Source organism: Streptomyces sp. NBC_01431 (assembly GCF_036231355.1).
GTDB lineage: Bacteria > Actinomycetota > Actinomycetes > Streptomycetales > Streptomycetaceae > Streptomyces.
In genome coordinates, this window is sequence record NZ_CP109496.1 from 8,137,055 (window position 1) to 8,162,058 (window position 25,004).

Consider the following 25,004-nt stretch of genomic DNA (forward strand, 5'->3'; position numbering starts at 1 on the left):
TGCGCCGGGCTGGTCAGCCGCGGCGGCGGCGGATGCGCCAGAAGCAGGCGCCGGTGACCACTCAGACCCGGTCATGGACCGTGGCCCGGCCAGTGCCTGGGGCTCGTCCTCGCCACGGGCAGTCCTGGCAGCCCCGGCGCCGGCGTCGAGCGCGACCAGAGGACTGACGACCTGCACCCTGTGCCCTCCTCCTGATGGGCTAGCCCCATGGATAGAACCCTGTGTCCCACCTCCTGTCAGGAGACAGAGATGCACCTGCGCGCCCCAAGACCCCGGTTCCGCCGGACTCCTCTCGCCGTTCTGTCGACCGCGCTGCTCGGCGTCGCCGGACTGGCCACGGCCACCGCCACCGCCGCTGCGCCCCAGGCGGGCCCGTCGACCTCGCGCCGGCGGCCAGTGGCAACCTGCTGGCCGACCCGGGCGGCGAGTCGGCGGCCCACAGCAGCGCTCACTGCACATCCTCACCTGGGACGAAGGAGCGACCACGGCATTCGGCTCCCGCTACCCCAACCACGTGCCCACCGTCCTGATCGGCTCGCAGAACTCGGTGAAGACCGGCTACAAGTTCAGCCAGGGCACCGACCAGTACGGTCTGCTGCGCACCTTCGACCAGTCACTCGGCCTGGCCCCGCTCACCAACAACGACCAGTACGCCGCCACCGCCAACGATGCCTGGCGAGTGGGGCCTCAAAGCACGAACCAGAGCCAGGAGCTAGGGACCCGGAAGCCGCCGGCACGGTTCTGCGCACCGTACGGGGTACCGCTGGAGGCGCTGTCGTGGGTTGAGCCCGGGGTGTCGCGGGCGGCCCGCGGCTGGCGCAGCGGAGTGTTTTGGCTGAGACCGCCGGGAGCAACTGAAGCTCTCGGCGTACGACTTGGGACCGCCGTGTCCGTGCACCTGCCAGATTCTCAGGTCTTGGGCGAGGGCGATCACTGCTGGACTATGCCCAGCTGAAGAAGTTCCTGACCGCGATGGCGGCCAGGGAGAAGAAGGGAAGCAGCGCCCTTGTCAGTCGAGGCTGGAGTCGGGGGCGGCGGCTGGGACCAGGGCTCCGTTGGGGCGTTGGGGCTGTCCGGTGCGCCGGTCCACGGGGACCGGCAGCGGGGCCAGGGGGTGGCGGCGAAGGTGCCAGGTCTGGTAGGCGATCAGGACGAGGAGCAGGGCGCTGAGCGCCGTCGTGCCGCCGGTCGTGCCCCAGCCCAGGCCGCCCTGGGCGGCCGGTTTGGTCAGCGCGTCGCCGCCGGCCGCGCCCAGCGGGCGGGTGAGGATGAAGGCCAGCCAGAACAGCACCATCTGATTGATTGAGGTCAGGTAGTGCGCGGCCGTGATCAGCACCATGACGGCCGCGATGACGAGGAAGGCACCCCGAAACCCCAGCCCCGTGTCGTCGGAGAGCCAGTCACCGCTGGAGGTGCCCAGGGTGTTGGAGACCAGGATCGCGAGCCAGTACAGAATCTCGCCGGTGCGGCTGGAGATGTTCTCCACGTCGTAGGTCTGTCCGGTGCGCCACCACACGGCGAAGACCAGCCCCAGCAGGGCGGTGAGGAGCAGGGCGCCGGAGGCGTAGCCGATGCCGTCGGGGGCGCTGCCGTGGCCGAACCCGCGGTTGAGGAAGTCGGAGACCTCGGTGCCGACCATGCTCGTGCCCAGCACCACCGACCAGTACAGCGCCGGACGGAACCGCTTCGCCCGCACCTGGGCCACCAGGACGGCCAGGAAGAAGACGAGGAAGACGAGCGCGGTGGTGACGTAGCCGAGCTGGAAGGTGATCCCGAAGAGGTCTCCGGCGGTCTCTCCGAGGGTCACGGCGACCATCTTCAGTATCCAGAACAGCACCGTCACCTGTGGGAGCTTACGCAGCACCACCATCATGCCGTCCAGCGGTGTGCGTGTGTGAGGGTTCGCGGCCATGCCTGTCCGTCCGTCGGCCACCTGTATCCGGCGCGCCATTGTGCACGCGTCGACGGGGCTGCCGTGCCGTTGTCGGCCCGTGCCCGCAGATCACCACCCGAAAGAGCGGCTCGGGAGGCCCGGAATGGACCCCGGTCAGTTTCCGAAGGCAGTGGCCCGCACCGAAGACGCAAGGTCAAGTTGCCCAGCGATGCAGCCTCCCTCCGGATGGGCCACCTGCACCGGCGCGACGGACATGGCCATGTCCCCTTTCCTTCCTAGCTGTTGCGCGGGGGAAGACCCGGCTTCCAGTTCCGTGCGGAGAGCAATGCTCAGAACCTGTGGATCGGGGCCGCAGAAGCAGGTGCCGGTGGTCACCGAGGCTCGTCGCCGGCTTCCTTGTGTGACACGGGCACGAGCAAGGTGAAGGTGGTGGGCGTTCGCCTGGTCAGGGAGAGCCGTCCTCCTAGCGAGGCGGCCAGGTCGCGGGCGAGGGCGAGGCCGATACCCGTACCCGCCCCGCTTCCGGTGTGGCCCCGGTCGAACAGCCGCGCCGTGTCGCCGCGCGTCTCGCCCTCGTCGGTGACGTCGAAGGCCAGGGCGTCGTCGAGGTCGCGGACCCTGACGCCTACCGTGCCGTGTCCGTGGGTGCGGGCGTTGTCCAGTAGGACGTCGAGGATCTCGGTCACGGGGCCGCCGGGGACGGCGACGTCTCCGGGCACGTCACCGCTGTCGTACTCCAGGCGCCTGCCTGCACCGGCGAACACGCCGCGCCAGCGCTCTGCCGACGCCGTCAGCACGTCTTCCACCGGCCGGTCGGCGGGATGCGCCAGCGGCAGGCTATGGGAGCCGGACAGGTGCAGTACCGGTCAGCCGCGGCCGTGCATGAATGGGGACGCTGGCGCCGCGCGGAGCCTTGGGGCCCGCCGGTGTCGGCGGGTCCCAAGGGGGTTCATTCGGCTATGCGGACACGTTCTGCTATGTGGACGTGTTCTGCATGGAGTTCGCCTGATCCTGTCACCGCAACGTAGGTGACCCGCAGTCCTTCGGTGAGGAAGGTCGCTCCCTCGATGGCTTCGCGGCGGACCAGGACCTCACGGCCGTCGTCCCCGTCGATGTACCCGTATCCCTTGGCCTGGTTGAACCAGCGGACCACTCCGCTGACCCTGTCGTTCACTCCTGTGCCTCCCCGCTGTGTACTGGACTTGCATGTCCCTCTGCTGCCTGTGATGCCCTTTCCTTACCGGCGCACGCCGGCTGCGCCGAGTCAGTTGACGCAGGGCACGCCACCCGCCTTGACCGCCGGTCCGCTGTCCGCCGCGGAAGCGGAGTCGCTGGGAGCGGGCGAGGGAGCCTTGGTGTCCGGGGGTGTGTAGTCGCGGCCCAGGGTGACGCGGACGTGTCCGGCCGGAACCGTGGAGCTGGCGGTGGCCGTACCAGACTTGAGGCGGGACGCGATCTGAGCCGCAGCCTGCTGGGCGCCTGCCCCGTAGGCCACGGTGGTGTGGGCCTGGGCGACAGCGTTGCCGCTATCGCCTGCGGTGTAGCCCAGTGCGGTCAGGGCTTTGAGCGCGGTGTCGGCGAGACCGCCGGTGCCGTTGCCGTTGCGGACGTCGACGGTGGCGGGTGCGGCCTTCGCGCCGGGCTTGTCATCGCCGCCCTCGGGTGCGGCGGACGAGGCGGGGCTGGGGCCGAAGGTCTGTTGGACGATGGCCTTTATCTTCTCGGCGTTGACTAGGTTGACCGATTCGCCCTTGCGGGTGGCGAATCCGGTGATGGGCAGGGTGTGGAACTCGACGTTGCCGCCGGTGAGGTTGGGTGCTTGCTGGGCGAAGTCCAGTACCTGCCAGGTGCTGTCGAGGACCAGGTCCTTCTTCACGACGCCGAACAGGCCCTGCAGTTTGCCGAGGTCGCCGAAGAGGCCCTCGTCCTTGAGCTGGTGGGTGATGCTGGAAATGAAGGCCTGCTGGCGGCGGGTGCGGTCGAGGTCGCCGTTGTCGAGGCCGTGGCGCTGGCGGACGAAGGCGAGGGCCTGCTTGGCGTCGACCTTCTGCACCCCCGCCGGGAAGTCCGCGCCGGAATAGCGGTCCTTGACCGGGTGCTTGAGGCAGACGGTGATGGGCTGGAGCACCTTGGCGATGTCGTAGAAGCCGAGCAGGTTGACCTCGGCGAAGTGGTCGATCGGTACCCCGGTGAACTGCTGGACGGTGGCCAGCGTCGCCTCGCGCCCGGCCTCGCGGCTCTTGCCCTCCAGGTCCGGGCCCTTGATGCCCTGCTTGGACAGGCGTTCGCTGGCGCCGGTGTAGGCGTTGGCGTACGCCTCCTTTATCTTGTGCTCGCCCTGGGAGGAGCCGTCACCGTTGAGGGTCTCCACGTAGTCGTCGCGCGGGATGGAGAACGCGCTGACCTTGCCGCCGTCCGCCGGGATGTGCATCAGGATCAGCGTGTTGGTGTTGTAGTAGCCGATCTCGCTGGACCCGGCGTGCAGCTGGTCCTGGACGAACTCCTTGGGCAGGTCGTTGCCGTCCATGTCCTTGCGTGAATCGAGGCCGATCAACAGGAGGTTCACCGAACTGTCCAAGTGCTTGGGCGCGTTCTTCTTCACGGCGTCCAACGCGTCCGATGTGGTGAGGCCGTTCGTCAGTGACCGGTACGTAAACCATGTCACGCCACAGGCGACGAGCACGACGGCCGAGGTCACCCACACCATGGCGCGCAGCACTCGGACCCACCCCGGCCGGCGCGTGCGGCCGTTGGCCGGTGAAGCGGGCGACGAGCCGCGGCGGCGCCAGTTCTGCGGGCGGGAAGGCGAGTTGTCAGGCATGGTCGTGCCTCCTGGTACGCAGGGACTGAAGACCGCGTACCGCCAGCACGGCCAGTACCGTGCACTCGGCGGCGGCCATGGCGGGGAAGGCGGCTACCGCCCACCGGATCAGGTCCGTGGACGTCGACTTGCCGCCGGAGCCGGAAGGCCCGGTCAACAGGTGCACAGCGGCGGCCAGAAGGGCGATCACCAGGACAGGCAACGGCACCACCCACGACAGCGCACCTCGCCTGGCCCCCAGTACGGCCGATGCGGCCGCACCGATCACACCGCCCACCAGCAGCCCCCACCCCGAACCGGAACCAAGTGCGGCATCCACACAGGCACCCGCCAGCGGCGGGACCACCAGGGCCAGCGCCATGACAGGACGCGTGGGCCCGCGACCGCGAGGTGGCCGGGACCGGTGCCCGGCCAGCGCACCCGGCGGCACAGAAGCGGAGACTGGCCGCTCTCGCTGCACCCGCGTGGTACTGCCGGCATCCCGCCGCGGCAGATCGCCGCCCGGCACGGCCGAGTGTCCCTGCTGCATGTGCTCCCTTATCAGTCCGTCCGAGAGGCTCCACCTCCCGCGATCCCAATACGGCCACCCCATATGCCGATCCTTCAGGGGAGACGTACCACCCGCCCCATTAGTTGCAGACCTACGCAATCGGACAAGTATCGCGGCCGTGATGGGAGTCACTGCTCAGCGGAGTTGCCTGCGTCGAGACCGGCCTGCCACCGGTTATGCCCTCTTGTTGAACTGTGTCTACCGTTCGGCCGCGAGCGGCGTGGGCGAGCTGCTCCTCATCCGGCACCGGCGGCGGCTGCTCTGCGGCGCCACCGACGTCGTGCTCCAGCTCACAGGCCTGGCTGGCGTACACGTGGCGGAGCAGACGGTGCGTCTCGCGGGTCAGCCGCAATCACTCTTCCTTCACGGGGGAGCGCATGCGGTTCGCGCGCACCAGATGCCGGTGCCCCAGCGGCGATGCAGACACCTCCGGGGCGCCTACGTGAGGGACGGACGTGCTGGACTCTGCACTCATGCTGAGAACCTCCCGATTCCGCCGGTCTGAACACCCAGTGGTTCCTTTACGGCTGGCAGGACGAACCACGGCACCCGACGGTTCCCCACTTGCGCAACCTTTAAAGTGTTGAGATGCGGCCCGTCGCGCTCGCGGCATGCGGGCGCTTTGTCGATCAAGGAGTGAGCGGATGTTCATGGAACTGAGCCCGATGAAGCTGGTCGCCATCGCCATCGTCGCGATCTTCGTCTTCGGGCCGGACAAGCTGCCCGAGTTCATCCAGAACGCCGCCGGTGTCCTGCGCAAGGTGCGGGCCTTCGCAGACAGCGCCAAACAGGACCTCCGTTCAGAACTCGGCCCGGAGTTCAAGGATTTCGAGTTCGAGGACCTCCACCCGAAGACCTTCGTGCGCAAACGCATGCTGGATGGTGGCAATCTCGCCGGGCTGGGGGAGATCCGCAATGCCCTCGACCCGCGCCCCGAACTGGAGGAGATCACGGTCGCCGTTCGCGACACGGCCGACAGCCGGACGCCGGGCACCGTCTCTCTGGCCAAGGATGCACACGCAACGCCGCCGACCCGGCACGCGTTCGACCCCGACGCCACGTGACCACCGCCCGGCCAGGCGCCCCAGGGGTGCTCAGGCGCTGACGCCCCGCGATGAAGTGACGCAGCACCGGAACGAGTTGGGCATGTCCATTCCAGGCCTTCTCTGGTCCAGCGAGCAGCCCCCTGCTGCCTTCTGCGTTAGGTGACGGCTAGACTAGGGTCTGTTGCGAAAGTGGATCTTGAATTGCGATGATCATGGTGTGGCGCGAGGGGATCTGACAGACCGGCAGTGGGCTCAGCTGGAGCCGTTGCTGCCGATGGGGAAGAAGGCGGGCAGGCCGCGGACGTGGACGCGTCGGCAGTTGATCGACGGGATACGGTGGCGGACCCGAGCGGGTACGCCATGGCGGGATGTGCCCGAGCGATACGGTCCGTGGGACCGGATCTACGACCTGTTCCGCCGATGGTAGCGCGACGGCACCTGGAAGCGGATCCTGGAGCAACTGCAGGTCCAGGCCGACGCGCAGGGTCTGATCACGTGGGATGTGAGCGTGGATTCGACTGTCTGCCGTGCCCATCAGCACGCCGCCGGCGCGCGTAAAAAGGGGATCTGCAGCGCGAGCCGCCCGGCGGGATCGACACCGAACCGGACGACCATGGCCTCGGACGGTCCCGAGGTGGCCTGACTGCGAAGATCCACCTCGCGACCGAGCAGAGGCAGAAGCCGTTGTCGCTGCTGATCACTGCCGGGCACCGGCACGACAGTCCGCAGTTCCAGCCTGTCCTCGAACGCATCCGCGTCCCCCGCACCGGTCCCGGACGACCGCGCACCAAACCGTCCAGGGTTCGTGCCGACAAAGCTTACGGCTCTCGCGCGAACCGATCCTACCTGCGCAGACGCAGGATCGGATGCACCATCCCGGAGAAGGCCGACCAGGTCCGCAACCGCAAGAAGCTCGGCTCCCGAGGCGGCCGGCCGCCGGTCTTCGACAAGGAGGACTACAAGGAGCGCCACGCGGTGGAATGCGGGATCAACCGGCTGAAACGGCACCGCGCGGTGGCCACGAGATACGACAAGCTGGCTGTGCGCTACGAGGCGACAGTGCTGGTCGCAGCCATCAACGAGTGGCTTTGACCAGCACTTTCACAACAGGCCCTAGTTCATACGCGGGTGAGACCGGAGGCGGTGTTCTCGACCCACAAGATCGCCCAGTCCGCTCCCGCGTTGAACTCCGCGGACTGTTCCGATGCCCGGTCCTCTGCTGCCGCGCGGATGCGAGCTGCGAGCGTGCGCAGATCTCGCTGCAGTACCTGCTGCTGAGCAGCCTGGAGGGCGTGCGCCTCTACTTTACCGACCGCAGGAGCTCGGACATCGGCCCTGAACTGCGACGATTCATAGACTCCATGTCTGTGACGGTGAGTTGAGCTCGAAGGTGTCGCTCGTCCGAGTGGTGCCGGTGCGACACGGCGGTAGTCGCCGGGCAGCGCAGTCTCGTCCGGGCACTCGCCCCGGTACGGGACCGGCAGCACCGCACGTCTCGCCACCTGCGCCTACACCGGGGCTTCCACCACGGGAGCCTCCGCCTCGGCCCCATCCTGCTCGGCCAGCCGCAGCAGGTGACCCGCTCGGCGATCACCAACTCCTCCCGCTCCGCCTGGACTTCCTGGAGCTGCTTGCCCAGCTCCTCGGCGAGCGCGTCCAGCTCGCTCCGGCGCACCGTGATCCGTTCCAGCTCAGAGATCCCCGCACCACACCCCGCGACCCGGCAGCGTATCCGCGCGGTGACGAATCGTAGGCGGAATCACGCGGCAGGAACGCAGCGGAATCCGCACCCCACCGACCGGTCAGTCAGTAGATCTTCTGGATACCGGCCGCCGACCAGCGTGAGCATGCTGAAACCCACGCGCACCAAGCCTGCGACCTGCAACTTCACGACGAACACCGCTCACTGGTCTGGAAGCGATCGACCGGGCCCACTATCCTGTGGTCTCGTCGGCAGCGTGTGGCCACTCGGGTGACGGGGGAAACGTGGGCGAGGCCGGGGCGACGGTTGGCCATGTGCTGGGCGGCCGGTACGAGTTGGTCTCGGAGATCGGCCACGGGGGCATGGGGCGGGTCTGGGAAGCCAGGGACACCCATCTGGACCGCTCGGTCGCCGTGAAGGAGGTACTGCTGCCGGCGTTGCCTCCCGTGCAGCAGGAACTGCGCCTGCAGCTGGCTCTTCGCGAGGCCAGGAACGCGGCCGCCCTCGCGGACCATCCGAACATCGTGACCGTCTACGACGTCCTGCTGGAGAACGGTTCGCCGTGGATCGTCATGCAGTTAGTGAGGGGCCGGTCGCTCCGCCACGTGTTGCACGGGTCCTTGGACTCAAAAACGGCGGCAGACGCGAACGGGCACTTGTCCTCAGTCGGGGTCCCGCAGGCCGTCCGCATCGCCCAGGCGATGCTCGACGCTCTCGGTGCGCTCCACACGAAGGGTCTCGTGCACCGCGACATCAAACCGCACAACATCATGCTGGCCGACGACGGTCGAGTGCTGCTCACCGATTTCGGTATCGCCAAGTCCGAGTCCGACGTGACGGTGACGGTGTCGGGCTCGGTGATGGGTACGATGGCGTACATCGCCCCGGAACGCGTCGAGGGCGAGCCCGGCACCTCCGCCTCGGACCTCTTCTCCCTCGGGGTGACCCTCTTCGAGGCAGTGGAGGGCTACTCGCCGTTCGAGAAGAAGAACAGCCTGACCGGAACCCTCTCGGCCATCCTCACCAAGCCGCTGCCGCCGATGGTCAAGGCCGGACCGCTGGCACCCCTCATCACGGCCCTGACACTGAAGCTGCCCGAGCAGCGACCGGACATCGCACAGGCGCGAACACTCCTGGCCAACGGGCGCGTGGACGGTTGGGAAATGCCGTCCAGCGACGAGGCAGTCACTGAAGCGCTGCCCCCGGCACCGGCTGACTCGTACTCGAAGACGCTGACGACTCCGACCCTGACCCGCACTGCCCAGATGCCTGACCGGCCGACGGCTACCGCTCCGCGCCCGCAGCGAGTGCCGGCGCAAGCGAAGTCCGGGCCGAACCGCACGGCACGAAAAGCGTTCGGCCGAGTCGCAGGCGCAGTAGTCGTCGCGGCCATTGGCGCCGCGGCCATTGGCGCCGCCCTGATCATCCGGCAGGACCAGGCGACCTCGAATGCGGCATGCACGACCTGGAGCACGGGTATGGCACAGAACAACACCTGGGTGAGTAACAACCTGAAATCGTCAGGGTCCCCTAACTTGGCGGATTTCGCCATCGAGGAAGACCGCTTGGCGGCAGTGGAATCGCAAGCCGCCACCCAGACCAGTGACAAGACGCTCAAGGCCGCATTTCAGCAGGCCGCCGCAGACCACACCGGGCTGGCGGCCGCCTACCGGGGGGAGAGCGCCGGGGCCGCCGACGTCTCCGCGTACAACCACTCCGTCTCCGAGTACGACCACTACTTCGGGGCAGCGAACCACGACGACGCCGTGCAGATCACGGCGCTCTGCGTCAAGCAGTAGGCAGCGGGTCGGCGCGGTGGGTGCCGTCCGGGCAGCGGGGCTACCAGGGATAACTCCACACCCCTAGCATTCACGGGGCGAGGTGACGGTGCGACAGGCACACGACGTCGCATGGGGCATCGACGTCGCGGTGAAGCGGATCCGTCTCGCCATCGGCCGTCGCTTCCGCGCTGTTCTCCAGGATGTGCTCGCCGCGATGGGCGCCGCCCCGGAGCGTGAGTGGCGCGCCATCGAACTGGCCACCCTGCTATGGCTGGACCGCAGCGACCTGACCGGCGAGCTGATCCGGTGGGCCAAGCGCAAGATCCTCATCGAGACCGGGCCGGCCACCTGGACGGACCGCCGCGGCCCTCCACGACCGCCGCCCGCCCCTCCGCAACACCGCGTTGTACTTCTCGGGGTAGAAGCGAGCCTTGTGGGCGGCCATCTCCTCCAGCACCATCCAGGGCACAGCGACCCGGTGACGCCTGGACTGCCGCAGTTTCCGAATGAGGTCAGCACGCGGACTCGACGGTGACAGTTCGTTCACCGCGTTCGTGTCGAAGATGATCACACCAGCCTCCTTGATCGGGCGGGCGCAGTATCTCAGCGGCAACCTGCCGGCCGTCCGAGCGAGGAGGCCGACGCCTGACACCGTGCGGGGCCACGCCGGCCCCGACAATGCCGCTTCGCACGGTCTGCGACGGCCGCTACTGCGGAACGCCGGATCAGACCGGGCGAATCAATGCCGCGAACCTGATGTACACCAGAATCATGACGAAACAGGAAGCGTTCTGCGTGCGATGTGGCAGCGCAGATACCCGAGTTACCCGCCTCGACCAGACCGGCGCAGAAGGCACCTGCTTTCGCTGCGACAAGCCGTTCCACGCCACGCCCTGTCAAGAGTGCGGAGGCTTTCTCATCGACGGTTCTTTCGGAGTCTCCGGATCACGGTTCGAGAATCTCCCCGAGTCCGTGAAGTGCTGGGACTGTGGCCACCGTAATCAGCTGCGCGACCCTGGCCACGGATAGGCCGCCTTCGGCGTACTCCGCGCAGGCCGCCGATAGGTGTCGTCGCGGGGGCGCTCGCCGCAGCGATTCAGGCCTTCCTCGTCCACCAGCCCGATGCCCTGTCCAAGGTGCATTCCCGGTGACGGTCGAAGAGGAGACATGGGATGGTGCCCATCTCCGACAGCCCAGTTGCAGGTGCCCGGCTGGTGGATCCTCCGGGGAGCTTGGTCTGCGGCCGCGGCGGAGACGCGCGAGGGTGCAGGTGATTGGCGCGCTCGGCCGTGGGCCTCGCGCGGCTGCGCTCCCATCCGTCGCCGAACAGGGCACTCCCTGCCCCGCTGCAGCGGGGCAGGGCTGCAAATGCCGCAGCCCCGTTTGTGGGTCTTCTTCGCCCGGAGCTCCTGTGCGGCGAACAGCACGGGAAGCCCCTGCCAGACGATGTGGCGTGCCGCGTTGTCGACCTTCTGACTGCGGGCACGTCTGATGTGGCACTCCAGAATCGACAGACAACTGTCCACGCTGGGCAGGCTTCTGCAGTTCCAACGATTCAGCCGGCTGGCCGTCATCGCGTAGGCATGACCGTTGGCGACCTGGTCCTTGTAGCGGGCGATGTCTTCATCGGCCTTTCGTCGCGCCCACCTGATCCGCTGGCACAGTTCGCACTCGCTGCTCGCTGTCGGGGTGCGGCAGGTGCACCTTCGGCAGTTCACGCACTCGATACAGGGATGCTGGGACGCCTCGCGGACCGTGGGCTCAGGCCGAACGGACACGTTCCAGGAGCTCATCGACACTGTCGACAACGCCGGTGGCACCGCGGCCACAGCCCGCCGGTTCGCCGGCGACCTCGCCGGCGCAGCAGCCCTCTGCCTGGAGGACAGCGCCTATCCCAAGGTCAACGTGGAGAACCACCGCCCCGGTCCTCGGGCAGCTGGACCTCAGCGCCGGGGCCAAGGCCCGAAGGCGGAGGCCGCGCTCAGGCCCATGACGTCCAAGGGGGCGCGCGGCCGAGCCCGAGCGACTGTCGGACCGTGGCTCTTCCGCTGCTGCTTGCCCAAGGGCACGAACAGCCCCTCCTCATCAGCCGATCGTGACAGTGATGCCGTTGGCCCCTAGTAGCTGCTGGTTCACCTGCTGCGACACCTGTGCCGCGTTCTGCACGCCCTGGGGCTGGTACAGGTGGTGGGCGTTAATGGCGATGGCGAAGCGGTGGTTGCCATTCGGGCCGAACCGAAACCGGGCCAGCTGCACGAGTCGCTCCGCGCAGCCGTCTCCCTGGGCTTTGTTGCTGGTCCCGAGCGAGGTCGAACAGGGGCTTGCCGACAGATTGATCTGGAGATGGTGCGCGATCTGTTGATTGTCTACGTCGATACCCTGGCCTTGCAGCGCGTTCAGATGGCCGGTGAGGGCATTCAGAATGGGTGTGCCGGCGCCGGCGGCGGCGATCGCGGGGTTGATATTCAGGAATCCGATCGCCGTGTCGAACGCGTCGATCATCTGGTCCTCGGCGTGATCCTGCGCCACCTGGGCGTACTCGTTCTGGCTCGTCCAGGATCCGATACCCACGTTGTTGAGGGTGGCGTTCAGGAAGACGGTGAAGCCGGGGTGGCCTAGGGCCGGCTCGCCGGGTGCGAAGTACGCCATCCGCTGGACGGCCTGGTCAGACGTGAAAGTGGCCTGCTGGTCCCGTTCAGCGGCGGCGCGGGAGCCCGTGGCCGGGGTCGGGCCGCTCATGACCCGTGTCGCGTTGGCCTCGGCTTCGCGTTCGAAGCGGTCACTCGGATCGCTGATGCTGAGGCCCGCGCCGTTGTCCATACCCGCTACAGGGCCCCGGCGTTGCTGGATGACGTGGGTGAGTTCATGGGCGAGGGTGTGCTTGTCGCTGCCGCCGTCACCGATGACCACGTGGTTGCCGCTGGTGTAGGCGTGGGCGCCGACTTCGGCGGCGGACGCTTTGGCGGCGGCGCCGTCGTGGATGCGGACGTCGGAGAAGTCGGCGCCGAGCCGGCTTTCCATGTCGGTGCGCGTCGCGTTGTCCAGGGGGTGTCCCCCGGAGCGCAGGACGTCGTGGACTGCGGAGCGCTGCACCGCGGGCTGTTCACCCGCTTGTTGGTGTCCGCAGCCGGCGCCGTGCTGGTGCTGATCCTGGGCCCAGGGGTGTCCCGCCTGGCGGAGCATCTGGACGACGGCCGCGTTCCCGGCGGTGCTCTGCAGAGCGAGAAGCCCGGCAGGTACGCCGCCACCCCGGCCGGGAGCCTTCGAGGGGGAGCGGCCGGGCTTCTTGCCCTCGGAAGTCTGGGCCTGGTCGTTGGCGTGCATCGCGTCCTCTCGTGAGCCGCTGCTCGCGGTGCTGGGCCTGGGGAGCCTGGCCGACAAGGGGGAATCGGCAGAGGCTCCGTGGGGGAACGCACGAGGATTTCAGGCGGCGCCAACGCTTCCCTAACCTCTCCAAGTGCTCCGCGTTAGCGGGAAGGGCGACGGCATCCGTTGCTTGCCTGGAGCCCGTCCGATGAAGCGCCCCTGCGGGCCCCGGGACTCTGTGCCACTTCATCCTGATCGCCGGTTCAACGACCGTTCCCAGCCCCAGTCACCGCGCCGCCTACACCCAGTCGATGCCGAGCTCGGCGAGCTGTCCGAGCTGTTCGGCGCTCAACCGGGCGCGGCGGGGTCTTCTGGTTCGAGGTCTACACCCCGAGCCTCACCTCATGTTCCTGGGCTAGAAGCGGATCTGGACATTCACGGAGCCGGCCACCTCGGTCTGGGGAATGTCGGTGGGTTGGAATGTCATCGTTCCCGACCCTACGGGGCCGGCGAATTGGAGCTGGCCGCCCCGGTCGCCCACGATCCCCCTGAGGTTGTAGGGACCGCTGCTGCCCCTGAACTGGGCGTTTCCCAGGACCCTGACGTCGTGGTCGAGGGCCGGGGTGTACACCCCTTCGGCGTCGATGCCAGGGCCGTGAATCTCGACCCGCTGGTCGGTCGTGAAGATGACGAGCGCCGGGGATGCCTGGTTGTTTTGCTGTGCCGGGCGGGCGGACGCGGTAGCGGCCGGGAACAGGAGCGAGAGGGCCAGCACGGCGGTACCGGCCAGCGACAGGGAGCGACGTGTGAACGTTGTACGGGACATGGGAAACCCTTCGTCCGTACCCCGGGCGGTCCCGGGGCCTCCAATCGCCTGTCTACCAGCGGCAATTCTCCCCATGGCGCCGCCCACCTGCACGTTCACCGGTGTAGGTGACCGCCACCTCAAACCTGCCGCTGGAAGCGCCGGGGGCGCAGCCCGGGATGCGCCGCTCACACTCGAGGTACTGCCCAAGCGCCGCCAGGCCCCCCGTGAACGCCTCCGCGCCCCCGCCCCGCCCCCCGTCTTCGCCCCGCCGGAATCAGCAGACGGTTCGAGTGGTTGTCACCGCTCCCTACGCCCAGTCGATGCCGAGTCCGGCGAGCTGCCCAAGCTGTTCCTCGCTCAACCGGTCGCGGCGCATCTTCTGGTTGGACACCCATACACCGAGGCGTACGTCGTGGTCCTGTCCGTCGACGGTGACCTGTTCGTTGTGCTGACGCGGCACCACGGTGCGCTGCTCCCGCTCGACGTACTGCGCAAGCGCCGCCAGGCCCCGCGTGAAGGCCTCCGCCCCTCGCCCGGCCCAGTTGGCCCCGCTGGCCGCCGACGCCGTACGGGCCTGCACAGCCGGTTTCACACCGAGTTCGCTGAGCCGCTTCTGCTGCTCTGGGTTGAGCCGGCCGAAGTCGCGCTGCTGCCGCAGCAGCCAGCGCCCGATGCCGTCACCGCACCATGTCACCCCCGGCACGATGCCCGTCAGCAGCGCCCCCTCGTCCAACAAGGCCGCCAAGCCGACGTAGTGGCGGTGCCAGTCCACGGTCCACCCGAGCGCCGACGGCGTCCCCAGTGGGTCGACCGCGGCGAGCTGGGCGGCCCGCCGTTCGGCGCGTACCGGGTCCTTGCCGAGTCCGCCGGGGCGCCGGATGTTGGTGAGCCACTGCCCGACCGGCTTGTCGAGTGCGGTGGTGTGCCGGGGCGCGGCCAGTGTGCCGGACTCTCCGCGAAGTAGGCGCGCTCGGCCGCGAGGTTCTTGGCGAAGGCGGAAGCGGCGGTGTCCCACACGATCCCGAGCGCTTCGAGATCGTCGGCGCGGTCGCTGTTCAGTGCCGAGCGGGCTTGCGACTATCCAGCCTGGTCGCGGATGGCCGCGATGACGGCGCGGGACCAGGCGGCGGGGGTAGCCGCGTTGAGCAGGCAGATCAAGTGGGCGGTGTTTGCCTTGCGCTGAGAAGGGGGCATAGTCAGCGCGGTGTGCAAGGTGCTCACTAGGTCTTGCGGGTAGTAGGGATCGGTGAGCAAGGCCGCGTTCCCGAGCTGGTGGGCGATCCCGGTGTGCCGAGAGAGGACGAGGACGCCTGCGCGTTCGGTGGCGGCTTGAGCGGTGAGGTATTCCTGAGCGGTGAGGTTCATCCCGTCGGCCAGAGAGGTCACCCAGAAGACGTCGGCTGCTAGTAGTGCTTGGTCAGGTTGGTGCGGGGTCGGGGATGTTGCGGTGACAGGTGGGGCAGGCGCCGGTCCAGGCTGCGAGGAGTAACTGCAGTTCGCGGACGACTCGGTAGAGGCTCAGGCCGACGCCGTCTCTTTTGGGGACCGGGTCAGTCGCTGGAGGGTGCAGAAGGCGTGGGCGACGGAGACGAGGGTGACGTGGTGGTGCCAGCCGGGCCAGGTGCGGCCCTCGAAGTGGGCCAGGCCCAGGGCCTGTTTCATCTCGCGGTAGTCGTTCTCGATGCGCCAGCGGAGCTTCGCGGTGCGGACGAGGGTGGCCAGTGGGGTGGTCTCGGGCAGGTTGGACAGCCAGAACTGCACTGGTTCGTCCTGGTCGGCCGGCCATTCGGCCAGCAGCCAGCGCACCGGCAACTCGCCCCCGGCCGTGGCTTTGCGGATCTCGCGTCCGGCGGGCCGGATCCGCAGGGCCACGAAGCGGGAGTACATACGTTTGTGCCCGCTGCGGCCGGTCCCGGGCCGCGAGCCCTCGCGCCACTGCACCGGCCGCGCAGCCCGTTTCCCCGCCGCAAGGACCAGACTCTTCACCGTCTTCGCCGCTTCTGGGTAGGCCGGCCCCGCTCGTCGGCCCCGGCCGGAACAGGCCGGGATGCACAGCTGTGCGTCCCCAGGCTGCGCGGTGGTCGTGGTCGAGATGCCCACCACGTAGTCGAGCCCGCGGCCCTCCAGGCCGAGGCGGAAGGCGGCGGTGTCGCCATAGCCGCCGTCCGCGATGACCAGGGGGACATCAAGACCCCAGGACCGCGTCTCGTCGACCATGTCGAGGGCCAGCTGCCACTTTTCGACATGCCCCACTCCGGCCGGGATACCGCACCTGCCACGCCGGGCCACCTTGGCCGCATTGGCCTTCGGCGACGCCGGATCCCAGCTCTCGGGCAGGAACAGACGCCAGTTCACCGCCGCCGACGCGTTGTCGGACGCCAGGTGCAGCGACACTCCCGCCTGGCAGTTGGTGACCTTGCCCGCCGTCCCCGTGTACTGCCGAGACACACACGCGGACGCGTCCCCGTCCTTGAGGAACCCGGTGTCGTCGATGACCAGCGCCGTCGGTCTGACGACCGGCTGCATCCGCCACGCGAGCCGGGCCCGCACGTGTGCCGCGTCCCACGGGCTGGACGTGATGAAGTGGGCCAGCGCCTGCCGGTTGCCGTCCTCGCCCAACCGGGCGGCCATCGGTTCCACCGACTTGCGCCCGCCCTCCAGCAGCAGCCCCCGCAGATAGACCGCACCCCACCGACGCTGATCCACCCGCCCGAACGGCTCGAACATCTCCGCCGCGAAGTCCTCCAGATCACACCGGACCGCGGCCAACTCCCCACCCAGCACACACGATCAACGACACAACCGATCAAGAAGACACGCCACCGCCGAACGAACTTGACCAAGCACTACTAGGAGGTGGTCAAGCCGACCGCTTCCGGGAACCGGGCGGCCTGTGGCAGCAGTGGCTCCAGGATGCACCTCACATGCAGAGCGACTCGGACCCCACCCCCTCCAATTTGAGCCTCATCCGTCGGCTTTGTGCGTTCGTCGACGAATGCGCCGAGGCATGATAGAGCCCCCATCTTCTGGTGGTCTCACTGGACCATGCCCGGCGCTCACGGGAGCGGTCAGATCTGTGTGCGGGACGCGATGTAGTCGAGCCAGTCGCGTCTGGCGTATCCGGTCCAGCGGATGGCGTTGCTGATGCTGGTGCCGGTGAAGTCGGCGAGGACGGACGCAGGTGCCCAGCCGGAGTGCCGGTTGGGCACGCGCCCTCCGCTGCCGCGCTCAACCTGACGGAGACCTGGCGGACGTGTCACACAAGACAACGGTGAGGGTTCAAAACGATGACTACTCAAGCGGCTGGGTGTCCGGTGGTTCTGTCTCCTACGCTATTGGTCCGAAACGGTTGGGGTTCTGGGTCGTTGATCCCTGCGTGAGTGAACTGGTGGGGGACGCACGGCAGTTGTCGCCGTCGGCGCAGGATGCCCTTCGGCTGCGGGTGGTGGCCGCGTTGGTGGCGGGCCGGACTCGCGAGGATATCGCGGCGGTGTTCCAGGTCTCGCTCAAGGCCGTGGACAACGCGTGGGCGAAGTGGCTGGCCGGCGGACGTGAGGCGCTCGTGGCCCAGCCGCGTGGGCGCCGGGTCGGGGAAGACCCCCACCCCACAAACCCAACGCCCCCGTCAGCAAGTTGACGGGGACTCATGAACGATCGAGGTTAAGCCGGGCAGTAGCGCTATTCGAGCCCGATCACTCCGTACTTGTCGCGTCGCTTATGTCTTCCTTTTGCGAAAGATGACTTTCCTTCGCCAGGGTGTCGCTGCGGTCGCAGCGCTACCGACGAATAGGGCGAGTGCGGCCGCAGCCCAGCTGTACGGGTCAGCGGCCGGATTAGCGGTCCAGTCCCACCAGTTGAGGGGATACCAGACCAGCAAGAAGGCTGAAGTGAGGGGGATGGCCCAAGCGAGTGGCTGCCCGAGCAACCAAGCCGAGAGCAGGGCCATGCCGAGCCAGATCAGGACGGATCGAACGAAGATGACCCCGGCGCCGGGCCCGACAGCCAGCGTCTCCATGACGAAAGAGAGAGTGCAGGTCGTCAGCGTCAAGGCGATGCAGTACATGCCACGAACTCGGTGCATTGTGACTGCGCCCATTTCGTCGTGTGCCGACATCGCTCCGCCGAGTGTGGCGGTGAGGAAGACGGCCGACAGGAGCGGAAGCTCCTGCCGGTAGGGCACGCCTGTGGTGAGGCCTCCACTGCCGATGGAGGGAAGCGCAATGTGTGTGCCACCGAAGAGTGCCGACAGAAGGGCAACCGCTGCCGTTGCAGCGAGGACCCCTCCGCCTCGGTGAACTCGCGCATAGCGAAGCAGGTCAGCGTGGTTCATCAGGCGTGCACCAGGAGGTGTCTCGAAGAAGTTGGCTACGCTCCTGCGCGACCCACTGCTGTTGTTGGACTGATGGCATCCGTACAGCGTTGGCAGCCTCGCGCTGGGCCTCGGAGACCCCTTCGACGTGGAGCCCCTTGTCAGCGACGGCGGGGTCCTGGCCCATGGACCGGTATTCCAGCCACAGATGGATGTTGTCGATTGCTTGCCAGGCCTGGATTTCCTTCCGGGGCGGTCGGCATCGGCCGAACGACTCGGTGAAGACCTGGTGCGCCATGGCAATTGCCGCAGCGCGTACGTGGCCTTCGGTGACGTCGAACCCTCGGTCGCCCAACTGGGTGCGTTGCAGTCCGAATTCATAGAACCAGGCCGGGATTTTGATCCCCGGTTGGGAGGTCTGGCCAAGGCGCTGTGCCATGCGGGTCAGGTCCGGCAGGTACTTTCGGTGCTCGGGCCAGACGCACACGCGCGGAGCGGTCTCGCCGGCACGGTCGCACAGCGGCGTGGTCGCCGATGCTGGGCGCTCCACGCGCAGTTCTCCAGCGGCCGGAGCTGCGGCCAGAGCGCCAAAGGCGCAGACCACCGCCCCGACGGCAACAGCGCGGATGTGGCGTGGCAGCCCCCGGCCGGGCATCTGGTCATCGGCCTTCCGCTTCGTCGGCGGCGCCGTCACCGCCAGCACAGCGAGGGCAAGAGCGCACAGCAGGCGAAGCACAACCGGCAGCGGGCGCATGTATGTGTCGGGCGGCCCCGCAAGGACATTGAATTTGAACGGCAGTGCCAACATGCTGATGAAACAGCCCAGCGCGCACACGATGGGTGTGAACCCGGCCGACGGCCACCATCGGCCGGCCAAATGCCCTACGGACGCGAAAATGATCAGGGTCGAAGCCCCCAACAGCAGGTAGGACGGCCACAGGAATCCTGGTCCTGCGTCGCCGAACGAGACTGCTGCGGCGACAAGACACCCGACCGCGTATGCGAGGAATCCCAGCGTGAGTGTCGCGGCCAACCGTGCAGCTTCGATCCGCCAACTCGGCCGGGCCGCCGCGAGAAGGAACTCGGGCATCTTCGCTCGGGACGAGCGGCCAGCCTGCCAGGCAGAGACGCCGGCGAGGACGGGCCCCAGGAAAAGAGTGACGACCTGTGCCGCCACGCTCGCCTCGGGCCATACACCGATCCAATACCGGGTCCGTCCGAAGAGCACCACCAGGTCCACGGCGATCATCACGGGAAAGGCAGTGAGAAGGGGGGAACGTCGCAGTTCAATGCGATAGGCGTTCAACATGTAGCTTCCTCGGCCGAACCGCGGTTACCCAGGACAGTCATGTAGCCGCGCTCAAGCGGGCTGTCTCCCGGAGCCGTGGGGGTAGACAGTTGTGCCAGCTGTTGCGGCGTACCGCTGTGGACCACCTGGCCATCGCTCAGCACAAGGACGGTGTCACAGGCGGCACCCACGTCCTCCACGAGGTGAGTGCTGAGCACAATGGCAGCACCGGCGCGAGCGAGGGAACGGATGAGGCTACGGAAGTCGAGGCGCTGCGCTGGGTCGAGTCCAACGGTGGGCTCGTCGAGCAGGAGCAGGGATGGAGAACCAACGATGGCTGCAGCGATCCCGGCGCGACGCAGCATGCCGCCGGACAGTGACTTCATACGGTCGCGGGCTCGGTCGCTGAGCCCGACGGCAGCCAGAGCTTCGTGGGTGGCGGAGTCTGCATCTTTGGCTGGCACCTCGCGCAGCCAGGCACAGTAACGGACGAAATCGATGATGGAGAATGCCGGGAAGTAGCCGAAGTCCTGGGGCAGGTAGCCGATGCGGCGGCGGACCCGCCGTGCTTCTCGTTCGCTGGTAACCGGTTTACCGAAGAGCTGAAGCTCTCCGCTCTGTGGTGGCGCGATCGTGGCGAGGGTACGGAACAGTGTTGTCTTGCCTGCCCCATTGGGGCCCAGCAACCCTGTGACACCCGGCTGAATGGACAGGGTGAGATCGTCGATGATGTTACGGCGTCCGTACCCTTGCGTAAGGGCCGTCAATTGAGCGACAGAGTGAGTCGTCATAGATTGAATTCCCTGAAATGCGTGGTGGGCCCGCCGTTACGGCGGGCCCACCACGACGTTAGTGAACTACTGGTATACACTCGTCTTGTTTATCGAGAACGTGCACTCGTACGTGTCGTACTTACCTTCGTAGCCGTTGTACAGCGTGGTGGAGTGGTGCGCATCAATCTCGGCGCTGCAGTCGTAGTTCGTGTACCAGGACGAACTGATGTACGTATTCGCGTCATAGCAGTAACCGTGACCGGACGTCGAGTACCAGTACCCCCGGCACCCTGCCTGCCAAGTGCTCTCATTTGAGGCGCTCGACGTCGGCGCGGTAAGACCGACTGCTGCAACCGCCAGGGCTGCAATGACGACACCCTTCGCAGTCTTACCCTTTATTCGAGTTACGAAAGAATTCATTTCCCCCCCTTGGGAAGTAGAGAGTAGAGACGAAGCATTTTCGCCCCCCCCATGTGCGAATCACGACCTTAGCATGCTTCATGCGCACGAAAAACGGGGTTTCGAAATCGGTTGGCGCCGTCAAAATTGCAGGGTTTGAGCGTTCTACGAAGTTACAGAATGTCTGAAAAGTTGGGGGGATATGCACCTGATCGATCGGTACATAGCAAAATGATTCGCATCAGGGTGCCCAGGAACCGCGCGAACTCGCCAACTATGCGTTCGCGCAACGGTCCAGGTGGCGTGGCAACAGGCCCCGGGGCTCACGGCAGTGCCGGCGACTCACTCTCCCTCCTTCAACCGTCCCGCCTGCCCTCCCGGCGCGGACGCAACAGCGTGCTGATCGACCTCGCAGCGCAGTTGCCCCCCGCTGTCGTCAGCGAGGTCCGCGGCATCTCCGTTGGAGCGGCCACCGGGCTGGGCCGCCGCCGCGGGCGCCCCCCCCGCGCGCAGTACGCCGTCGAACTCAGCCGCCGCTCGAAGAGCGGAGCCCAGTGTCGGATGCTTCCAGCGACACTTTCGAGGAACGGAGGCCCCCGCGTGAGTGAATAGGGGGCATGCTCTTCGATTTCACACACGACCACGACGACGAACGACTCAGCGGTGTGTATGGCGGTGATTCCGCCGGGGCCACCGCCGTCGTGCTGCATGGCGCAGGCACCAGCAACACGGAGCGACTGCTGCCGCTGGTGCGGGAGTTCGTGGCCCACGGCTGACGAGGAATCGCCTTCGACTTCTCCGGGCACGGCGAAAGCACCGGCAAACTATGCGAGTCAAGTCTGCGGCGACGGTTCGAGCAGGCCGTAGCGGTGATCGACGCGTACGCGCCAGCAGACGGGCCGCTGGTCCTGGTGGGATTCAGCATGAGTGGGCAGACGGTGGCGGATCTCGTCCAGCACTATGGGGATCGGGTGACGGCCCTGGGGCTGTGTGCACCCGGCGTGTACACCGCCGAAGCGTGGGACGTGCCCTTCGGGGACGGTAACGGTCGGTTCAGCGGGATCATCCGGCGGCCGGACAGCTGGCGGGAGGCGCCCGCGCTTGAGGTGCTGCGGGCGTACGAGGGCCGGGCGGTCCTCGCCGTGCCGGGCACGGACGCGGTGATCCCGGCGGCGGTGACCGAGGCTGTACAGGACACGCTGGCCGCGCGCGCCCAGTACACGCGGTTCGACCTACCGGACGCCCAGCACCAGCTGGGGCTGTAGTTCCGCGAGCACGGCGATGACCGGCTGCAGTTCGTTGAGGCGGTGCTGAGCGGCCTTGACGACCGTGGCTGGACGGCGACGCGTGAGTGGGTGGCGAAGCAGCTCGGCCACGGCCGCTCGGTCACCGACTCCCGCCTGCTGCCCGGTGGCTGGAGCTCCCAGATGCGCCGGCTCACGCTCGACGACGCTACGGCCCTGGTGCAACGGACCTTCGTGAAGCCGTTCTTCCGCCAAGCGGCGGCCGGGCTGCTGACCCGCGAGGCGTCCGTCCTGGCGCTGTTCGCCGGGCAGGAAGGCATCCCGGCGCCCGGTCTCGTCGCTGTGGACGCCACGGCCGAACACTGCGACCACCCGATGCTGTTGATGTCCGCGCTGCCGGGCCGCGTCCGCGTGGATGCGGACGACCTCGACCTGCGCCTGGACTTGCTCGCGGCCCAGCTCGTCCGCATCCACGGCGTTGTACCGGCCGAAAGACCGCGCACGTACCAGGCGTGGACAACCCCGGAGCGTGTCCGCGCACCGGACGGGTCCCTGTGGGAGCGGGCCGTGGATGTGATCCGCCGCGACCCGCCGCCTACGAAGGCTGCTTTCTGCACCGCGACTTCCACCCCGGGAACGTGCTCTTCACGGGAGCTGGGCCGGGGCTGCGGATCAGCGGTGTCGTGGACTGGGTCGAGACCTCGTGGGGACCTGCCGACCTGGACGTGGCGCACTGCTCGACCGCGCTCGCGCTGCTGCACGGGCCGACGTACGGGCTGGACTTTCGCGAGCGGTACGAAGCGCACGGCGGCCGCGACCTTGCCGACGACGCCGGCCACCTGTACTGGCGGCTGCTCGACGCCCTGCACTACTGCCCCGACGCGGCGAAGCTGGCCGGGCCGTGGCGTGACCTGGGGCGGGACGATCTGACGTCCGAGGTACTGAGAGAACGGCTGGAGGCGTACGTGGACGGACTGCTGCAACGATACGGCTGACCGGCCCTGGATCACACGTCTGACACCGACCCGAGGAGGCGCGCGCATTGGCCGCCGTGGTGCTCGTTCATGGCCTGTATCACCGTCCCGAACACTTCGCCCTGGTGGCAGAACGCCTACGGATCGCAGGAACCGAGGTCCTCGTTCCCGAGCTTCACCGAGGCTCATTGTCGGCTGACACAGCCGCAGTCCAGGCTGTCATCGACTCGCTACCTGAGCCTCCCACTGTGCTCGGTCACTCCTACGGAGGGTCAGTGATCACCGGGGTGCGCGGGGCGGGGCACTTGGTCTATCTGGCGGCCTTCGTGTCAGATGCCGGCGAGAGCGCGGCCAATCTGGGTGGCGCGTCCCTGCAGCTCCAGGACGCGATCAAGCCTGAGTCCGACGGATCGACCAGCCTGCACCCCGACCGGGCTGCTGACGTCCTTTACGGCGGCTGTCCCGAACCTCTCGCGGCCTGGGCGGTTGGTCTCCTGCGTGCCCAAGCCCCCGGCTGCGGACGAGGCATCCCAGAACACCACAGCTGGAAGCACACATCCTCCACTTACATCGTCTGCGCACAGGACCTGGCCATTGATCCGGTCCTGCAGCGGAAGATGGCCTCGCGCTGCACCGACGTGCGCGAGTGGCAGACGGGCCACTCCCCGTTCGTCGGACAGCCCGATCTCGTCGTTGGACTCTTGCAGGAACTGCTCGCCGCCAACACGTTGCGGCGACCCGATGAAGGCGTCACACGCTGTGTCGGAACCGGTGATCTGTGACGTTCCGCGACTGGTGGGCTGTAGTGCGGTCTTGGATGCTGGAAACGGAAGTCACCCGTGATCTGGGAAGGGGCCGTCGTGAGGATCGGGTCCGCAAAGTCGCCTGAACTTGTTGCTGTCATCGGAGTGGGCATCCTCGGGGCCAGCGTGGGCTGGAACCTCTCCCGGCACGGCGCCAAGGTGGTCTTCATTGATGCAGGACAGCCGGGCGAGGGCGTCACCAACTGGTCGTTCTCATGGGCCAACGCCAGCAACAAGACCGCACGCAAGTCCTACTTCGACCTGAACGTCGCGGGCATGGCAGCCTACCGTGAGCTCGCCAGGACCATCGGGCCAGGCTCCTGGTGGCATCCCAGCGGTCATCTGCGCTGGGCAGACGATCCAGCTGCGGAAGCGAAGCTCCTGAAGACTGCCGACCTGCTGGCTGGCTGGGACTACCGCGCCGAGGTGTACACGGGGGCCGAGGTGCGCCGCCGCCTCGAACCTGCTCTCACAGTGCCCGGCGACGTTCCAGTCGTCTTCTACCCCGACGAAGCCTGGGTGCACGGACGTCACCTCGTCCGCCACCTGGTCGGCCAGGCCGTCGCATCCGGCGCCGAACTCCGGTCCGGCATCGCGGTCTGTGACATCGGAGCCGGTACCGATGGGAGCATCCGGACAGTTGCTCTATCCGATGGGAGCCGACTCGACGTCAACGTCGTCGTGAACGCAGCAGGCCCCAGCGCCTCCCACGTCGCAGGGCTCGTTGCACGGCACTTGCCGATGCGCCGGGAACCCGGCGTCGTCACCCGGATCAGTTGTGCTCAGGTCCCGGTGCGCCGAGCCATGCACGCGCCTCACATCGAGATCCGTCCTGACGGAGACGCGTCGGTGGTCCTCCACAGCCGCGAGATCGACGCCCTCATCGACACCGGCGAAGATCCGGCGGAACTCGCACACCGGCTCCACGAACTGGCACGGCACGTCGTCCCCGAGCTCGGCACCTCCCGCATCGCACAGACACGGGTGGCCGACCGGCCCATCCCCGCCGATGGATTCCCCTCGGTGGGAGCGGTGCCGTCCATACCGGGCTACTACGAAGCCGTTTCCCACAGCGGCATCACGCTCGGGCCGGTAATCGGCCGGCTGCTTGCTTCGGAGATCCTCATCGGGACGAGAGATGAGATACTTGCGGACTTCCGCCCGGAGCGGTTCCTCCCGTGACAGCCCAAGTGCCATTGCGATGGGCATTCTTGTCTGCGATCAGCGCAAGGCAGCGGGGGCGAGGCGGATCGTCTGCGGCTGCATCCGGATGCGGATGGGCTTGGGCTTGTTGACCGCATTCACC

At 67.5% G+C, this 25,004-nt stretch carries 20 protein-coding genes and 4 pseudogenes; 10 read left to right on the plus strand and 14 right to left on the minus strand.

Annotation, left to right across the window (positions count from 1 at the left end):
• The first annotated feature begins 514 nt into the window (after positions 1 to 514).
• The gene (locus OG522_RS37135) at positions 515 to 955 is read left to right on the plus strand and encodes a hypothetical protein (protein WP_329467395.1); all 441 of its coding nucleotides are present in this window, start codon (positions 515 to 517) and stop codon (positions 953 to 955) included.
• Between the two features lie 54 nt (positions 956 to 1,009).
• Here OG522_RS37135 and OG522_RS37140 read toward each other — a convergent pair whose 3' ends face one another.
• The 5 genes from OG522_RS37140 to OG522_RS37160 all read right to left on the minus strand — a co-directional run bounded on the left by OG522_RS37140 (position 1,010) and on the right by OG522_RS37160 (position 5,076).
• Positions 1,010 to 1,912 carry a COG4705 family protein gene (locus OG522_RS37140; RefSeq protein WP_329467396.1) on the minus strand — a complete coding sequence of 301 codons (903 nt, stop codon included), beginning with the start codon at positions 1,910 to 1,912 and terminating at the stop codon, positions 1,010 to 1,012.
• A gap of 353 nt (positions 1,913 to 2,265) precedes the next feature.
• On the minus strand, positions 2,266 to 2,700 hold the full coding sequence (locus OG522_RS37145; protein ID WP_329467397.1) for a sensor histidine kinase: 435 nt from the start codon (positions 2,698 to 2,700) through the stop codon (positions 2,266 to 2,268).
• A 143-nt stretch (positions 2,701 to 2,843) separates the two neighbouring features.
• A complete protein-coding gene (locus OG522_RS37150) occupies positions 2,844 to 3,068 on the minus strand; it encodes a cold shock domain-containing protein (protein WP_329467398.1) in 225 nt (74 codons plus the stop codon).
• Between the two features lie 90 nt (positions 3,069 to 3,158).
• Positions 3,159 to 4,715: an LCP family protein gene (locus OG522_RS37155; protein ID WP_329467399.1), complete on the minus strand. Its 1,557-nt coding sequence runs from the start codon at positions 4,713 to 4,715 to the stop codon at positions 3,159 to 3,161.
• Positions 4,708 to 5,076, minus strand: coding sequence for a DUF6542 domain-containing protein (locus tag OG522_RS37160; RefSeq protein ID WP_329467400.1), 369 nt, complete (start codon positions 5,074 to 5,076; stop codon positions 4,708 to 4,710). The genes OG522_RS37155 and OG522_RS37160 overlap by 8 nt, the downstream gene beginning before the upstream one ends.
• Positions 5,077 to 5,909: 833 nt before the next feature.
• Between OG522_RS37160 and OG522_RS37165 the strand changes: the two genes are divergently transcribed.
• The 4 genes and pseudogenes from OG522_RS37165 to OG522_RS37180 all read left to right on the plus strand — a co-directional run bounded on the left by OG522_RS37165 (position 5,910) and on the right by OG522_RS37180 (position 10,329).
• Positions 5,910 to 6,329 carry a sec-independent translocase gene (locus OG522_RS37165; RefSeq protein ID WP_443074809.1) on the plus strand — a complete coding sequence of 140 codons (420 nt, stop codon included), beginning with the start codon at positions 5,910 to 5,912 and terminating at the stop codon, positions 6,327 to 6,329.
• A gap of 199 nt (positions 6,330 to 6,528) precedes the next feature.
• A pseudogene (locus tag OG522_RS37170) lies at positions 6,529 to 7,403 on the plus strand (IS5 family transposase).
• 894 nt (positions 7,404 to 8,297) lie between these two features.
• Positions 8,298 to 9,812: a serine/threonine-protein kinase gene (locus tag OG522_RS37175; RefSeq protein WP_329467402.1), complete on the plus strand. Its 1,515-nt coding sequence runs from the start codon at positions 8,298 to 8,300 to the stop codon at positions 9,810 to 9,812.
• 88 nt (positions 9,813 to 9,900) lie between these two features.
• The gene (locus OG522_RS37180) at positions 9,901 to 10,329 is read left to right on the plus strand and encodes a hypothetical protein (RefSeq protein WP_329467403.1); all 429 of its coding nucleotides are present in this window, start codon (positions 9,901 to 9,903) and stop codon (positions 10,327 to 10,329) included.
• Positions 10,330 to 12,440: 2,111 nt separating this feature from the next.
• On the opposite strand, the pseudogene OG522_RS37185 reads toward OG522_RS37180, so the two are convergent.
• The 5 genes and pseudogenes from OG522_RS37185 to OG522_RS37205 form a co-directional block, all read right to left on the minus strand.
• Positions 12,441 to 13,118 (minus strand): annotated as a pseudogene (locus OG522_RS37185) (eCIS core domain-containing protein); the annotation flags it as partial.
• Positions 13,119 to 13,515: 397 nt separating this feature from the next.
• Positions 13,516 to 13,926, minus strand: coding sequence for a hypothetical protein (locus OG522_RS37190; RefSeq protein ID WP_329467404.1), 411 nt, complete (start codon positions 13,924 to 13,926; stop codon positions 13,516 to 13,518).
• A 289-nt stretch (positions 13,927 to 14,215) separates the two neighbouring features.
• On the minus strand, positions 14,216 to 14,923 hold the full coding sequence (locus OG522_RS37195) for a helicase associated domain-containing protein (RefSeq protein WP_329467405.1): 708 nt from the start codon (positions 14,921 to 14,923) through the stop codon (positions 14,216 to 14,218).
• A gap of 62 nt (positions 14,924 to 14,985) precedes the next feature.
• Positions 14,986 to 15,306, minus strand: a pseudogene (locus OG522_RS37200) (trehalose-6-phosphate synthase); the annotation flags it as partial.
• A gap of 120 nt (positions 15,307 to 15,426) precedes the next feature.
• The gene (locus OG522_RS37205) at positions 15,427 to 16,635 is read right to left on the minus strand and encodes an IS701 family transposase (RefSeq protein WP_329467442.1); all 1,209 of its coding nucleotides are present in this window, start codon (positions 16,633 to 16,635) and stop codon (positions 15,427 to 15,429) included.
• A 62-nt stretch (positions 16,636 to 16,697) separates the two neighbouring features.
• On the opposite strand from OG522_RS37205, the gene OG522_RS41425 reads away from it, so the two are divergent.
• Positions 16,698 to 16,919: a DUF6000 family protein gene (locus OG522_RS41425; RefSeq protein ID WP_443074864.1), complete on the plus strand. Its 222-nt coding sequence runs from the start codon at positions 16,698 to 16,700 to the stop codon at positions 16,917 to 16,919.
• Between the two features lie 57 nt (positions 16,920 to 16,976).
• Here OG522_RS41425 and OG522_RS37215 read toward each other — a convergent pair whose 3' ends face one another.
• The gene (locus OG522_RS37215) at positions 16,977 to 17,117 is read right to left on the minus strand and encodes a hypothetical protein (RefSeq protein WP_329467406.1); all 141 of its coding nucleotides are present in this window, start codon (positions 17,115 to 17,117) and stop codon (positions 16,977 to 16,979) included.
• A gap of 281 nt (positions 17,118 to 17,398) precedes the next feature.
• Here OG522_RS37215 and OG522_RS37220 point away from each other — a divergent pair, with 281 nt between their 5' ends.
• Positions 17,399 to 17,545 (plus strand): hypothetical protein, encoded by a 147-nt coding sequence (locus OG522_RS37220; protein WP_329467881.1) that lies wholly within the window; start codon positions 17,399 to 17,401, stop codon positions 17,543 to 17,545.
• A gap of 78 nt (positions 17,546 to 17,623) precedes the next feature.
• Here OG522_RS37220 and OG522_RS37225 read toward each other — a convergent pair whose 3' ends face one another.
• The 3 genes from OG522_RS37225 to OG522_RS37235 are packed head-to-tail and all read right to left on the minus strand — an operon-like array spanning position 17,624 to position 20,296.
• Positions 17,624 to 18,238, minus strand: coding sequence for a hypothetical protein (locus OG522_RS37225; protein WP_329467407.1), 615 nt, complete (start codon positions 18,236 to 18,238; stop codon positions 17,624 to 17,626).
• Positions 18,225 to 19,526 carry a DUF7224 domain-containing protein gene (locus OG522_RS37230; protein WP_329467408.1) on the minus strand — a complete coding sequence of 434 codons (1,302 nt, stop codon included), beginning with the start codon at positions 19,524 to 19,526 and terminating at the stop codon, positions 18,225 to 18,227. The genes OG522_RS37225 and OG522_RS37230 overlap by 14 nt, the downstream gene beginning before the upstream one ends.
• Positions 19,520 to 20,296: an ATP-binding cassette domain-containing protein gene (locus OG522_RS37235; protein WP_329467409.1), complete on the minus strand. Its 777-nt coding sequence runs from the start codon at positions 20,294 to 20,296 to the stop codon at positions 19,520 to 19,522. Before OG522_RS37235 ends, OG522_RS37230 begins: the two co-directional genes overlap by 7 nt.
• Before the next feature lie 998 nt (positions 20,297 to 21,294).
• On the opposite strand from OG522_RS37235, the pseudogene OG522_RS37240 reads away from it, so the two are divergent.
• The 3 genes and pseudogenes from OG522_RS37240 (at position 21,295) to OG522_RS37250 (ending at position 24,880) form a co-directional block, all read left to right on the plus strand.
• Positions 21,295 to 22,916, plus strand: a pseudogene (locus OG522_RS37240) (alpha/beta fold hydrolase).
• Between the two features lie 47 nt (positions 22,917 to 22,963).
• Complete coding sequence (locus tag OG522_RS37245) at positions 22,964 to 23,677, plus strand: alpha/beta hydrolase (RefSeq protein ID WP_329467410.1); 714 nt, start codon at positions 22,964 to 22,966, stop codon at positions 23,675 to 23,677.
• Between the two features lie 78 nt (positions 23,678 to 23,755).
• Positions 23,756 to 24,880, plus strand: a complete 1,125-nt coding sequence (locus OG522_RS37250) for an NAD(P)/FAD-dependent oxidoreductase (protein WP_329467411.1) — start codon at positions 23,756 to 23,758, stop codon at positions 24,878 to 24,880.
• Positions 24,881 to 25,004 lie beyond the last annotated feature (124 nt).

Bases quoted from the DNA above. Each gene is read 5' to 3' on its own strand.
- OG522_RS37190 (WP_329467404.1), bottom strand. From the start codon at position 13,926: ATGTCCCGTACAACGTTCACACGTCGCTCCCTGTCGCTGGCCGGTACC.
- OG522_RS37165 (WP_443074809.1), top strand. From the start codon at position 5,910: ATGTTCATGGAACTGAGCCCGATGAAGCTGGTCGCCATCGCCATCGTC.
- OG522_RS37205 (WP_329467442.1), bottom strand. From the start codon at position 16,635: ATGTTCGAGCCGTTCGGGCGGGTGGATCAGCGTCGGTGGGGTGCGGTC.
- OG522_RS37160 (WP_329467400.1), bottom strand. From the start codon at position 5,076: ATGGCGCTGGCCCTGGTGGTCCCGCCGCTGGCGGGTGCCTGTGTGGAT.
- OG522_RS37140 (WP_329467396.1), bottom strand. From the start codon at position 1,912: ATGGCCGCGAACCCTCACACACGCACACCGCTGGACGGCATGATGGTG.
- OG522_RS37155 (WP_329467399.1), bottom strand. From the start codon at position 4,715: ATGCCTGACAACTCGCCTTCCCGCCCGCAGAACTGGCGCCGCCGCGGC.
- OG522_RS37235 (WP_329467409.1), bottom strand. From the start codon at position 20,296: ATGACGACTCACTCTGTCGCTCAATTGACGGCCCTTACGCAAGGGTAC.
- OG522_RS37225 (WP_329467407.1), bottom strand. From the start codon at position 18,238: ATGAACCACGCTGACCTGCTTCGCTATGCGCGAGTTCACCGAGGCGGA.
- OG522_RS37230 (WP_329467408.1), bottom strand. From the start codon at position 19,526: ATGTTGAACGCCTATCGCATTGAACTGCGACGTTCCCCCCTTCTCACT.